Annotated in this window: 11 protein-coding genes; 9 read left to right on the top strand and 2 right to left on the bottom strand. The window is 54.3% G+C overall.

Annotation, left to right across the window (positions count from 1 at the left end):
- Positions 1-84 precede the first annotated feature (84 nt).
- The 5 genes from AC6RNO_RS31460 (at position 85) to cysK (ending at position 7,032) form a co-directional block, all read left to right on the top strand.
- The gene (locus tag AC6RNO_RS31460; protein WP_474679897.1) at positions 85-1,617 is read left to right on the top strand and encodes an AbgT family transporter; all 1,533 of its coding nucleotides are present in this window, start codon (positions 85-87) and stop codon (positions 1,615-1,617) included.
- Between the two features lie 56 nt (positions 1,618-1,673).
- Complete coding sequence (locus AC6RNO_RS31455) at positions 1,674-2,930, top strand: amidohydrolase (protein WP_474679898.1); 1,257 nt, start codon at positions 1,674-1,676, stop codon at positions 2,928-2,930.
- 132 nt (positions 2,931-3,062) lie between these two features.
- On the top strand, positions 3,063-4,367 hold the full coding sequence (locus tag AC6RNO_RS31450) for a helix-turn-helix domain-containing protein (protein ID WP_474679899.1): 1,305 nt from the start codon (positions 3,063-3,065) through the stop codon (positions 4,365-4,367).
- A 49-nt stretch (positions 4,368-4,416) separates the two neighbouring features.
- Positions 4,417-5,841 (top strand): amidohydrolase, encoded by a 1,425-nt coding sequence (locus AC6RNO_RS31445; RefSeq protein ID WP_497107881.1) that lies wholly within the window; start codon positions 4,417-4,419, stop codon positions 5,839-5,841.
- A 189-nt stretch (positions 5,842-6,030) separates the two neighbouring features.
- Positions 6,031-7,032: a cysteine synthase A gene (gene cysK / locus AC6RNO_RS31440; RefSeq protein ID WP_497107868.1), complete on the top strand. Its 1,002-nt coding sequence runs from the start codon at positions 6,031-6,033 to the stop codon at positions 7,030-7,032.
- Here cysK and AC6RNO_RS31435 read toward each other — a convergent pair.
- Positions 6,984-7,682 (bottom strand): hypothetical protein, encoded by a 699-nt coding sequence (locus tag AC6RNO_RS31435; RefSeq protein WP_474679901.1) that lies wholly within the window; start codon positions 7,680-7,682, stop codon positions 6,984-6,986. The two genes, cysK and AC6RNO_RS31435, sit on opposite strands and share 49 nt — an antisense overlap.
- 187 nt (positions 7,683-7,869) lie before the next feature.
- On the opposite strand from AC6RNO_RS31435, the gene AC6RNO_RS31430 reads away from it, so the two are divergent.
- Positions 7,870-8,313, top strand: coding sequence for a GNAT family N-acetyltransferase (locus AC6RNO_RS31430; RefSeq protein WP_474679902.1), 444 nt, complete (start codon positions 7,870-7,872; stop codon positions 8,311-8,313).
- A 78-nt stretch (positions 8,314-8,391) separates the two neighbouring features.
- Here AC6RNO_RS31430 and AC6RNO_RS31425 read toward each other — a convergent pair whose 3' ends face one another.
- Positions 8,392-8,757, bottom strand: a complete 366-nt coding sequence (locus tag AC6RNO_RS31425) for a hypothetical protein (RefSeq protein ID WP_474679903.1) — start codon at positions 8,755-8,757, stop codon at positions 8,392-8,394.
- A gap of 199 nt (positions 8,758-8,956) precedes the next feature.
- Between AC6RNO_RS31425 and zwf the strand changes: the two genes are divergently transcribed.
- The 3 genes from zwf to AC6RNO_RS31410 all read left to right on the top strand — a co-directional run bounded on the left by zwf (position 8,957) and on the right by AC6RNO_RS31410 (position 13,383).
- The gene (gene zwf / locus AC6RNO_RS31420; RefSeq protein ID WP_497107867.1) at positions 8,957-10,492 is read left to right on the top strand and encodes a glucose-6-phosphate dehydrogenase; all 1,536 of its coding nucleotides are present in this window, start codon (positions 8,957-8,959) and stop codon (positions 10,490-10,492) included.
- Positions 10,493-10,657: 165 nt separating this feature from the next.
- Positions 10,658-11,725 (top strand): metallophosphoesterase, encoded by a 1,068-nt coding sequence (locus AC6RNO_RS31415; RefSeq protein WP_497107866.1) that lies wholly within the window; start codon positions 10,658-10,660, stop codon positions 11,723-11,725.
- A gap of 74 nt (positions 11,726-11,799) precedes the next feature.
- Positions 11,800-13,383 (top strand): peptide chain release factor 3, encoded by a 1,584-nt coding sequence (locus AC6RNO_RS31410; protein ID WP_474680245.1) that lies wholly within the window; start codon positions 11,800-11,802, stop codon positions 13,381-13,383.
- Positions 13,384-13,428: the final 45 nt, after the last annotated feature.

Below are 13,428 nucleotides of genomic sequence, written 5' to 3'. Positions count from 1 at the left end.
TGAAAATGAGCCTGCTTCTCTATATAATGAATTAAACGAAATATTCGCTATATATTCATTAATTAGTTTTAGAGGGGGACTAACATGGCAGCCATACAGCAAGCAAGCCCGGGATCGGAATTCGCACAAAAAGGAATTTTTCGATGGGTCGAGAAAATCGGCAATAAAATCCCGAATCCGTTTCTTTTGTTTGTGTATTTAATCGCTATTTTGATGGTCATCACGTTCTTGCTGTCTTATTTTCAAATTTCCGCTTTTGATCCCGTCAAGAAGGAAGCGGTTTATGTCAAAAGCCTGATCAGCGCCGAAGGCATTCAGTGGATTTTGCCTAATGTGATCAAAAACTTTACGGGCTTTACCCCTCTCGGCTACATTTTGGCGCTGGTCATCGGCGTCGGTTTGGCCGAAAAAACCGGTTTGCTGGATGCTGTCATGTACAAGATGGCTTCCATGGTGAACGCCAAATATGCCAGCTATTTTGTCGTCATTATCGCCTTCTTCAGCCATGTTTCCTCAGATGCCGCCGTCGTTATTATGCCGCCGCTCGGAGCTTTAATGTTTCTGGCCGTCGGGCGTCACCCGGTTGCAGGCTTTCTGGCTGCGCTGGCCGGGGTAGGGTCGGGGTTTACGGCCAATATGCTCATTGTGACCACGGATGTGCTGTTATCCGGGATCAGCACGGACATGGCCAAATCCATCAATCCGGCAGTTTCCGTATCCGTGCTGGACAACTGGTATTTTATGAGCGCCTCGGTCGTTGTCCTGACTTTGCTGACGGCTTTCATTACGGATAAATTCATCGAACCCAGACTGGGCAAATACCAGGGTGAGCACCAAGCGGAGCTGGAGCGGCTGACACCCCTGCAAAATAAAGCGCTGCGCATCACAGGCATTGTCGCCTTGGTTTATATCGCCGTCGTAGCCCTGCTTGTCGTGCCGAACGGGGCGCTCCTGCGCAATCCGGCTACAGGCGGCGTCGTGCCTTCGCCTTTTATGTCCGGCATCGTTCCCTTGATCATCATGTTCTTTTTTGTCATAGCGCTTGCTTACGGTATTGTCATAGGGGCTATCAAGCACCAAAATGATATTCCGAAGCTTTTGCAGGACCCGATGAAAAACATGGCTAATTTTATTATTATGGTATTTCCGCTTTCCCAGTTTGTCGCTTTTTTCAATTGGAGCAATATCGGCAAGTTTTTGGCCTTGAGCATCGTCGATGTATTGGAAAAGCTGAATTTGACCGGCGCGCCCGTCTTCATCGGTCTGGCCTTTCTGTCGGCGCTGCTAACGATGTTTATTGCCAGCGGTTCGGCGATCTGGTCCATTTTGGCGCCAGTGTTTGTGCCGATGTTTATGATGCTGGGCTTTCATCCGGCTTTCGCGCAAATCGTATTCCGGATCGCGGATTCCTCGGTTATCCCGCTTGCGCCTATATCGCCGTTCCTGCCTCTATGGCTGGGCTATTTGCAAAAGTATAAAAAAGACGCACAGCTTGGCACCTACTATTCGCTTATTCTTCCGTATCCGATCGCATTCTTCCTTGTATGGATAACGCTGCTGGTGATCTGGTATTTTGCGGGTCTTCCAATCGGGCCGGGCGTGTATCCGAAAATGTAATGCCGCTGTCATCCGAATGAAACTTGACCACAGATAAGAATACAGGAGTGATTTATATGGATATTATTGCACTGCGCCGCGATCTGCACGCTCATCCCGAGGTCGGATTCACTGAATTCCGCACGGCTTCGCATGTTGTTCGCCAGCTAACCGCATTAGGCTATGAAGTCATATATGGACAGGACGCTATGGACGGCGAATCGCGCCGTGGTCTGCCTGAGGAAGACGCGCTGGAGGAAGCTTATGCGCGAGCGCTGCGCGACGGCGCCGATCCGGATATTGTCAGCCGGATGAAGGGCGGCTACACCGCGGTTATCGGGACTTTGAAAGGCAAAGCTCCCGGCCCGGTCGTCGCGTTCCGCTTCGACATGGATGCGCTGCCGATCATTGAAAGCAGGGATGCGGGCCATGCGCCGCAGGCGGGAGGCTTTCGCTCCGCGTATGAGGGGAACATGCACGCCTGCGCGCACGACGGGCATACGGCGATCGGCCTGGGGCTCGCCGCAAAGCTGGCGGACGGTCAATTTCACGGTACCGTCAAGCTTATTTTCCAGCCGGCGGAGGAAGGCGTCCGAGGCGCCTATGCAATCGTACAAAAAGGCCACCTGGACGACGTAAATATGATTTTTTGCCACCATCTGGGAACCGGCGTGCCGAGCGGGGAGTTTCATGGCGGAGCTGAAGGATTTTTGGCGAGCACGAAGCTTGCGGCTCATTTTCACGGGGTAGCCTCCCATGCCGGGGCCAGTCCCGAGTTAGGGCGGAATGCGCTGCTTGGCGCGGCTACGGCGCTCCTTAACATTCATGCGATCCCAAGATTCAGTACGGGCTCGACGCGTGTAAACGTAGGCGTGCTGCAAGGCGGAACGGCCGCCAACATTATTCCCGACTATGCCAAAATGATTGTTGAAACAAGATCCGTTTCCCAGGAAGTGAATGACGAGCTGGAGCAGCGGGTCCGCCGCATTATTGCCCATAGCGCCGAGATGCACGGTCTGGAGCACCGTGTGGAAGTGATCGGCGCAGCGATTCCGATCGCCTGCGATCAAGAGCTTGTCGCGATTGCCGTTGAAGAAGCTGCGCATATCGAAGGCTTCACCGCCGTCAAAAATGGGGAAAGCAGCGCGATGGGCAGCGAAGACGCCAGTTTCATGATTCGCCGGGTTCAGGATTTGGGCGGCCGGGGAACCTACATGATTATCGGAGCCGATCTGCCTGCGCCGCATCATCATCCGCGTTTTGATATCGATGAATCCGTGCTGCCTCATGGCGTTCGGCTATTGGAACGAATTGCCAGAAGAATGCTCGCTTGATCGTCAGCTTGCTCCCGGCATAACACAATCACCATGGATCGCCGGATGCTGCCTGCCTTTCTTTCTGCCTCAAAGTAATCTTGCTATAATCATTAGAGTAGGAAAGTCTGGCGATGAAGGAGCAATTCGCGCATGGTTTACCGTTTCGGAGTTATCGGCCCCGTGCCGTCTGTTAATAAAATTTTGGAGGTAGCCCGCGAAGCTGCCTATCCGGTCACGTTTACCCCTTATCCGTATTATCATCCGCAAGAAACGAGAACGATTATCGAAACGCACCGACATGAAGTGGACGGCTGGTTTTTTTCGGGGCCTATCCCTTATTCGCATGCAAAAGACATGCTGCAAGCAAGCGCCAATGTCGTTTATTGCAAGCCGACCGGGGCCAGCCTTTACAAAGCTTTGCTGCAAATGCGCCAGGAACAGCGGGGCGATAAAAGCCGGTTTTCCATCGATATGATCGGGTCGGAGGAGTTGGATTTCAACGAATCGCTGCAGGAGGCCGGGGTGCCGGAAGCTTGTTTTGATTTGCAAATGTTCGATTACAACGACCCGCAGCTCATCGTCGATTTTCATTTAAAGCAGCTGAGGGAAGGGAAGACGCAGGGAGCGCTCACCTGCATGAATTACGTGTACACGCTCCTCAAAGAAGCGGGCGCGCCCGCATACCGGATCGAGATGACGAGGATGGATATCCGCCAGGCGATCAAGGTCATGGTGGAGCAGGCAAAAAGTTCGTATTTCAAGGATACGCAAATTGCGGTGGAAATCATTTTATTGGAGCAATATGACCTGATCGCGGAAAAAGCGGCTACACGCTACCATATCCAGTATCTGGAGCTGAAAGTTAAGCAGATGCTGCTGCAGTTTTGTGAAAAAATCGACGGCTCCCTGATGGAAATCGGGGACGGGAAGTATCAGATTTTCAGTTCCCGCGGAGCCATTGAACGCGAAATGAAGCTGTTGAACGATACGGTAAGCCAAATTTCGCTTGAGGCGGGCGTGCCGGTTTCAATCGGGATAGGCTTTGGGCAAACCGCTTTGTCCGCCGAGATTAATGCGCGCAAAGGATTGCAGTACGCCAAGGAGAAGGAAGGCAAGGGCATCGTTGTCGTGCAGGAAAACGGCCTGATTACGGAAGGCGTCGGCAGTGACGCCGAATTGACCTATACGTATCGCTCCAATGATAAAGCGCTGCTGGAAAAGCTGAACAAGGGCAACATCAGCATCAAAACGTATAAAAAAATCGAAGCGCTGGTGCAGCGGATGTCCTGGGACGGGTTTACGACCTCGGATCTTTCCGCGCACTTATCCATGACCAAGCGGAATGCGCAGCGAATTATGGTCAGCCTGTGCGAGCTTGGCCTGGCCGAATACGAAGGCGAAGAGCTGCAGTCGGTCAGAGGCAGGCCGCGCAAAATATACCGCTTAACGAAATGACGGCTGAAATGACTTAAAGCGGATCGCAAAAGGAGATGACGGAATGCTCATGAACGGTTTGCAAAAAATCGCCGAATTGATCGAGCGAAAACGGGACGTTTATTGCCAAATCAGCGATGCCGTCTGGGAATACGCGGAGACGCGCTTTGAAGAATTCCGCTCCGCCGAGCTTTTGAGCGGCATGCTGGAGAAAGAAGGCTTTGCAGTGGAGCGGGGTGTCGGCGGCATCCCGACGGCTTTTGTGGCGAACTGGGGCACAGGCGGGCCTGTTGCGGCTTTTCTCGGCGAATATGACGCGCTGTCGGGAATGAGCCAGAAGCCGGGCTCGCTGGCGGAAGAGCCGCTCATTCCCGGGGGCAGCGGCCACGGCTGCGGCCATCATTTACTGGGAACCGGTTCGCTTGCCGCTGCGGTTGCGCTTAAGGAATGGATGGAAGAACGGGGAATTGCCGGAACGGTCCGTTATTATGGCTGCCCTGCGGAAGAAGGCGGTTCCGGGAAAGCTTTTATGGCCCGCGAGGGGCTGTTCGACGATATTGATTTTGCGGTTTGCTGGCATCCGATGGATTACAACAGCGTGATGTCGGTCGATTCGCTGGCGAATTACCAGGTCAGCTATCGGTTCAAGGGCAGAAGCGCCCATGCCGCCGCCAGTCCGCACCTTGGGCGCAGCGCTCTGGATGCTGTGGAGCTGATGAATATAGGGGTCAACTATTTGCGGGAGCATATTGTGCCGGATGCGCGAGTTCACTACGCGGTAACCCATACAGGAGGGCTTTCTCCGAATGTCGTTCAGGCCCATGCTGAAGTGCTGTATTTGATCCGGGCTCCCCGCCTCGACCAGACGCAGGAAATTTACGAAAGAGTTTGCGATGTCGCCCGCGGTGCGGCGCTCATGACCGGTACGGAAGTGAGCATTGTATTTGACAAAGCTTGCTCCAATCTGGTGCCCAACAATACACTGGAGCGGGTGATGTTCGAGTGCTTTACACAGCTCGGATTACCGGATTTTGACCGGAACGAGCTGCAATGGGCCGGGCAATTGCGGGAAACGCTGACCGAGACGGAAAAAAACAGCGCCCCGAATATTCCCGCCGGGATGCGGGATAAGGCTCTGGCTGACCGGTTGAATCCGCACGACGGCCCCTCCATGCTTTACGGTTCGACGGATGTCGGCGACGTAAGCTGGATCGCGCCTACGGTTCAATGCACGACAGCCTGTTTCGTCGTCGGCTCGCCGCCGCATTCGTGGCAGTGGGTAACGCTCGGCACTTCTTCCATCGCCCATAAGGGAATGCTGCATGCAGCCAAGGTTATGGCGGCTGCGGCGCTGGACGTATTGCTGCAGCCGCAGGTTCTGGAGGATGCCAAGCGGGAGTTGAAGGAACGTCTGAACGGGCGAAGCTACGTTTGCCCCATCCCGAGGGATGTAAAGCCGTCCGCCAAGAAGCAGCCGGTTCTGCCGGTTTCATAGGAATTTGCGGAATGGCTGAAGGTTTTGCTACAATGGTAACTAACGGATTTATAATGAAAATACCTTCCACCTTCGAAGGTATTTTTCGTTTGAGCGGAAAAGCTTGCTGCTTGTTTCCGTACAGTATCGTTAGCTATATTGCCGACTAATTTAATGGGAAAAATAACAGTTTGAATCGGAGGAATGAATATGAGCAGACCCCCTATCGCCAAAAACTTGACGGAGCTGATCGGCAATACGCCTTTGCTTGAGCTTGCCGCATACGGAGCGAGCCACGGGCTTGAGGCGGACTTGATCGGCAAGCTGGAATATTTCAACCCGGCCGGGAGCGTCAAAGACCGTGCCGGCTATGCGATTATCCAGGATGCCGAGGAGAAAGGATTGCTGCACAAGGACTCGGTCATCATTGAAGCTACGAGCGGCAATATGGGAATTGCGCTTGCGTTTGTCGCGGCGGTCAAGGGATACCGCCTTATCATCGTTTTGCCGGAGACGTTCAGCGTGGAGCGCAGAAACGTGTTGCAGGCTCTGGGAGCGGAGCTGCTGCTTACCCCGGGAGCCGAGGGCATGCTCGGCGCTTTGAGGAAAGCGGAGGAACTGGCGAAGGAAATTCCGCACGCGTTCATCGCCCATCAGTTCGACAACCTGGCGAACCCGGACATTCACCGGCGTACGACGGCGGAGGAAATATGGAGGGATACGAACGGCGAGGTCGATATTTTTGTTGCCGGCGTCGGTACAGGCGGCACGATTACGGGCGTCGGCGAGGTGCTGAAACAGCGCAAGCCGTCTGTGCAGATCGTTGCGGTGGAACCGCACGATTCCCCGGTATTGTCGGGGGGCAAGCGGGGAACGCATCAGATTCAGGGCCTGGGACCGGGCTTCGTCCCGAGTATTTATGACAAATCGGTCGTAGATGAGATTTATTTGGTGAAAAACGAGGAGGCGTTCGAGACGGCGCGCGAACTGGGCAGAACGGAGGGACTGCTCGTCGGCATTTCGTCGGGTGCAGCCGTATATGCGGCGGCGCAAATTGCCCGAAGGCCCGGCAGCAAGGGCAAAAAAATCGTCGTGCTGCTGCCGGACACCGGGGAGCGCTATTTGTCGACACCGCTGTTCCAGGCGGAGCTTCCGGACCCTGCTCACATCCGCTCGTCGAGCAGCAGTCCGGTCATCGGCACCGGAAGATAAGTTTGCAGCTGCGGGCGGTATTGGCCGTAAGGCTGCAAAGACGAGCGCTGCATCTGAAAGAACGCATCCGTCGGAAGCTGTCCGAGCTTGTCGGCGGTGCTGCTGAGCAGCGAAGCGAAGCCGCTCAAGCTTTTCAGCTTCTTCGACACGTCGGCGAAGCGCCCGGATGCCTGCTTTTTAAACTCATCGACCTGAAGCAGCAGGCTTCCGTCCTCCTGCGGCGTAATGCCGAGGCTCTCCAGCTTGTAGGATTTGGCCGCCTGTTCCATCCCCAAGGCGAGCGTTTGGTTCAGCTGCCCCTGAGATTCGCTCAGGCTTTTTTGAAACTCGTTATAAGAAGCTACGAATTTCTCCAGGGGGGCGATTGCTTTTTCGCTGTCGGCTTCCGAACGAAGATCCAGGCGGGCGCTTTTGCTTAGCCAAGCTTGTGCGGACTGCTTGGCGTTCTGGGCGGACTGGACGAGCCCGGACAAGCTTTGCGCCGCCGACCGCGCCAACTGCTTGTAGGGCAATTGCTCGTACGGCAAATTCAGGAATTGCCGGGATGTGTACGCGCCGCTGCCGCTAACGCTGCGGACCGCGCTTACTTTATAGTAATCTTTGGTTGTCTGGTAGCTGTTCAGCATCGTAATAGGGTAGGCATTAATCATAGTTGATCACCTCTCTTCTCATCTTTTATCCGAATATTCCGCCTACTTCTACTATATCACCGCTTCCGTCTGGGGTAAATTGGCTAATTGACCGTCAAATAATCCGATCTACGGAACAAGAGGCTGGGTCAACGTGCGAATCGCGATCATAAGATAGCATTATTGCTTCTTGTGAGGGCGGTGCAGCATGATTCGTAAACGAATAGCTTCCTTGGATGATTCCGTCATTCATCGCTTGGTCGTCGATCAATTGGTTCCTTTTTCAAAAACGGCGAACGCCGGCGCTTCAGCTACAGTAGCGGAAATTCGCAAGAGGCTGAGCAAATGCGCCACGTTGGTCGCGGCGAAGGGCAACCGGTATCCTTTTGGCTTTATTTCACTGATCTGCAAGTCGAGTGTTTTGTATATAGACATGCTGGCGGTGGCCCCCAAAGACCAGAGCCGCGGCTGGGGGCAGAAGTTGATGAGCGCCGGCGAAGCATACGGCAAAGCCAAAGGGTGCCGAACCGCACGGCTTTTCGTAGATGACAGCAATCCGAGGGCATACCATTTTTATTTGCGGAGAGGATATGAAGTGCAGGAGTATTATCCGGAGTTGGGCTGTTATATGATGAGCAAGTCTATCCGCTGAATAGGACAATCGTGAAAAAACGCAGGGCCGTGGATTTCCCACAGCCCTGTTTCGGTTCTCGTATGAGTTTTGTGCGGTTCAGAAACCAAGCGCGAACAAAACGGCAATCGTCCCCAGCGGAACGGTTGTCGGGCGGCCGAAGCCTTCGAACGGGGGCACTTCGCCGAAAGGCTGCGGGAACGGTTCGGCCGGGAAAGCCTGGACGGACGCTTTGGCCGCCGATTTTTTGCCCTTGCCTTTGCTTTTGCTTTTACCGGACACGCGCTTCCCCTGATCGAAAGTGAAATTGGAGACGCCCGCCGAAAAATCGTTGAGAATGAACTTGCCTTTCTCCACGCGGCTCAGCAGGCCGGTAACTTCCGAACCGTCTTTTAAATAAACGAGCACCGGTCTGCCGTACAAGGCTGAACAGGTTTCCTCGGTTATGGGATACACTCGCTGCATGATCGTATTACACCTCCGGGTCAGTTGATTACTATAGCCTATTCGCCCGGCTTTGTTTCGGTATGGACAGATGTCTATTTATCAATAAAATTTAGTCGGGTTATTGAGAAAATTGATGAAAAGAAAAGTTGAATCCCTCACCTATTTTATGTATGCTATGCTTAATACCCAATCCCAATAAAGAAAGAATGATGCATAGATGAGTGGAGCTGTATTCTATATTTTCGGCGCTACAGGAGATTTGGCCAAAAGAAAGCTGTTCCCCGCCTTCTACAGCTTGTATCGCGAAGGCAAGCTGGGCGAAAACTTTGCGGTAGTAGGTCTGGCTCGAAGACCCCGCTCAAATGATCAGTTCCGCGACGACGTGCTGCATTCCATCAAGGAATTCGCCCGCTATCAAATCAAAGACGATGCCGAATGGGCGAACTTTGCACAGCATTTCGAATACATGTCGCTGGATATTAACAACGTGGCGGGTTTTCACGAGCTGAACAAATTGACGGCCAGGCTGGATGAGCAGTTCCAAACAGGCGGCAACCGTCTGTTCTATTTGGCGCTCGCGCCCGAGCTGTTCGGCAATGTGTCCTATAACCTCCGCGAAGGCGGTCTGCTGGAAACGCAAGGCTGGCACCGTCTGGTCATCGAGAAACCGTTCGGATACGACCTGGCTTCCGCCGAGCGTCTGAACGGCCAGCTGCGTCAAGTTTTCGAGGAAAAAGACATTTACCGCATCGACCACTACCTGGGCAAGGAAATGGTGCAAAATATCGAGTTTGTGCGCTTTGCCAATGCGTTTTTCGAACCGCTGTGGAACAATAAGTACATAGCCAACATCCAGATTACGCTGAGCGAGACGGTCGGCGTCGAGGAGCGGGGCGGGTACTACGATCACTCGGGAGCGCTGCGCGACATGGGGCAAAACCACATGCTGCAAATGCTCATGATGATGGCGATGGAGCCGCCGAGCCGTCTGCATCCGGAAGATATCCGGGATGAGAAGGTGAAGGTGCTTCGCTCGCTGCGCCTCTTCCAGTCCAGCGACGAAGTCCGCGAGAACGTCGTCCGCGGCCAGTATACGGACGGCACCGCCAAAGGCAAGGCGCTTCCCGCTTACCGCAGCGAAGATTCGGTGAATCCGCAGTCGACGACGGAGACGTATTTTGCCGCTCGCGTGTTTGTGGACAACTTCCGCTGGGCCGGAGTTCCGTTCTACATCCGTACGGGAAAACGGCTGCCGGTCAAAACGACCGAAGTTGTCGTAGAATTCAAAAACATTCCGAACAACGTCTATTTGGCGAAAAAGCACGATTTGCAGCCGAACCTGCTCGTATTCCGCGTCAACCCGATGGAAGGCATTTATTTGAAAATGAACGCCAAACAGCCGGGCTCCGAAGGCGTGATCGTGCCGGTCGCGATGGATTTCTGCCAAAGCTGCCAAGTCGGGTTCAACACGCCGGAAGCGTACGAGCGTCTGCTGTACGACGCGACCCGCGGAGATTCCACTTACTTTACCCGCTGGGACGAAGTGGCTCTCGCCTGGGAGTACGTGGACAAAATCGCCGCGGCATGGGCGGAGAGCCCGGGCGATTTGCGGCCGTATCCGGCAGGCTCCTGGGGACCGGAACAAGCGCAGGAGCTGCTGGCGCAGGACGGCTTCAAATGGTGGCCGATCAACGGGCAAAACGAAGGGGAAGTCGACTGGGTAACGGAACCGAAGACTTCGGTTTTGACATAATCGATGCCGCTGTAATCCGGCGGCTCTGCGCAGAGGGCGGCTCTCGATGGAGAGGCTGCCCTTTGCGGCTTTGTGTCCGATGGAAGGGGATCCATCACATTGCGCGGCAATTTTATGATATAATTAAGTTTGCTTAAATAGGCTTCGTTACGATAGAGGTGCGGAATGTCGCGGAGAGCGTTTCTCAGATGGCTCATGTTTATAGGGGCGGGTCTTATTGGCGCCAGTGCTTTTTTCAGCCAATTGGTGAAGAAGAAATTTCTCCCCGAGGAGGAAGCCGTTTCCGCCCATGCAGCGGATGGGGAGCCGATTCAGGGCGCTGCCGCTGCGGAACCGCCGCAGTCGGGGCTGCTTATGTCTTACTTTATTTTGAGCGATCTGCATGTCACGGCCGGCGATCCGCAGACCGTGCGCAAGCTGAGGCAGGCGCTTGACGATATTACTCATTACGATTCCCCCGTAGATGCGATCATCATTACCGGCGATTTGACGGATACGGGTACGGAACGGGACTACAAGGAGCTGAAATCCATTGTAAACGACTATAAGCTGCCGCCGGTACATGCGAACATGGGGAACCATGATTACTATACGATCTGGATCAACAAATCGAATAGTTGGGACCAGAAAGCGGTGCCCAACGGCAAGACCGACGCTCTTTCACGAGAGCAGTTTATGAAGTTTTTCGGATACGGCAAGCCGTACAATGAGTACACGGCAAAAGGGCACACAATGCTGCTGCTTTCACAGGAAGCGTACGTGCAGGAAAAACCGGACGTCGGCGAAGGCGCCTGGTATTCCGATGAGCAGATGGCCTGGTTCAAGGAGCGGCTCAAAGCTTCTTATGTGCCGGGGAAACCGCTTTTTGTGATGACACACCAGCCATTGCCGACGGGCGATACGAACGGGGCGTCGCATCAATTGATCCGCGCCAAGGCATTCAGGGAAGCGCTGAAGCCGTACAAAAACGTGTTTGTGTTCTGCGGGCACCGCCACATGGATTTTCAGAACGGCACCCCGCATTATGTGCAGGAACATTTTCACTATTTCCACAATTCCTCTGTCGGTCGGCCGCTCAATCGCGCCTATCAGCAGGAGGCCAAGAACAAATCGCAAGGTTTGTACGTGCAAGTATATGCGGATAAAGTGGTGCTGCGGGGCAGAGAATTCAGCAACCGCACCTATATCGGGGAAGCGAACTGGACGGTTCCGCTGCAGAAGGCGAATGTGTAGATTCGGATTGCAAGGCAAGGTAAGGGATTGCCGGCTTAGGCGATCCGGAAATGTCGAATGAAAGGACTAACCAGATGACGACGCAAGTCAATAAAGTTTTGGAATCGGAGGTCGCCAAACGGCGCACCTTCGCGATTATTTCCCACCCGGATGCCGGGAAAACGACGTTAACCGAGAAGCTGCTCCTGTTCGGGGGAGCTATCCGGCTGGCGGGTACGGTAAAAGGCCGCAAGGCCAGCAAGCACGCCACTTCGGACTGGATGGAAATCGAGAAGCAGCGCGGAATTTCCGTTACGTCCAGCGTGATGCAGTTCGACTACGAAGGCCACCGCGTGAACATTCTCGATACGCCCGGTCACCAGGACTTCAGTGAAGACACGTACAGGACTTTGACGGCGGCTGACAGCGCGGTGATGCTGATCGACGTAGCCAAAGGGGTCGAGGCGCAGACGAAGAAGCTGTTCCAGGTGTGCCGGATGCGCGGCATTCCGATTTTTACATTTATTAACAAATTGGACCGCGAAGGCCGCGATCCTTTCGATTTGCTGGAAGAGCTGGAGGAAGTGCTCGGCATCCGTTCTTATCCGATGAACTGGCCGATCGGCTCGGGCAAGCAGTTTTGCGGCGTCTACGACCGTGAGAAAACGCAGCTCGAACTGTTCCAGGGCGACGATCACAAGCAGATCGAGGTCCGCAAAGTCAGCGGTGTGGACGATCCGCTTGTCAAAGAGATTGCGGGAGAGTTCCTCCACAAGCAGCTGAGCCAGGATATCGAGCTGCTGGATGTGGCAGGCGATCCGTTCGATATGGAGAAGGTGCTCAAAGGTGAGCTGACTCCGGTGTTTTTCGGCAGTGCGATCAACAATTTCGGCGTGCAGACGTTTTTGGAAAACTTCCTGCAGCTGGCGCCGAAGCCGGAGCCGCGCAGCAGCACCGCGGGCGTCATTCAACCGACGAAGGAGAAGTTCTCGGGCTACGTTTTCAAAATTCAGGCGAACATGAATCCCGCTCATCGCGACCGCGTAGCTTTCCTGCGCATCGTATCGGGCAAATTTGAGCGCGGCATGACCGTGAAGCACATTCGCGCCGGCAAAGATATCAAGCTGTCGCAGCCGCAGCAGTTCCTTGCGCAGGACCGCGACATCGTCGAGGAAGCGTTCGCCGGCGACATCATCGGCCTGTTCGATCCGGGTATTTTCCGGATCGGCGATTCGCTCAGCCAGGGAGAGGAGATCGTTTTCGACGAACTGCCTACTTTCTCGCCGGAGCTGTTCAGCAAGGTGACGGTCAAAAATGCGCTGAAGCATAAGCAGTATCAAAAAGGAATCGACCAGCTGACGGAGGAAGGGACGATTCAGGTGTTCACGACGATCGGCTTCGAGGATACGATTCTGGGCGTCGTCGGGCAGCTGCAGTTCGAGGTGTTCGAACACCGCATGAAGAACGAATACGGCGTCGATATTCAGCTGCAGCGGCAAAACTTCCAGTTTGCCCGCTGGATTGTCGACGAGAAGATCGACCCGGGCAAGTTCCGCATCAATTCCCAGCTTGTCAAAGACAAGAAGGGCAACTATGTCGGCTTGTTCGAAAGCGAGTACGCGCTGCGTTCGGCGATGGAAAAAAATCCAACCGCCCAGTTTTTGACGAACGCGCCGTAAGCGAGAACCCGGTGATCAAAAAAGAAGCTGCACCCGAGCTTGGAG

The sequence above is a fragment of the Paenibacillus sp. sgz302190 genome (assembly GCF_059820445.1).
The sequence above is the reverse complement of the archived record's forward strand: the minus strand, read 5'-3'. Positions and strand labels throughout refer to the sequence as shown.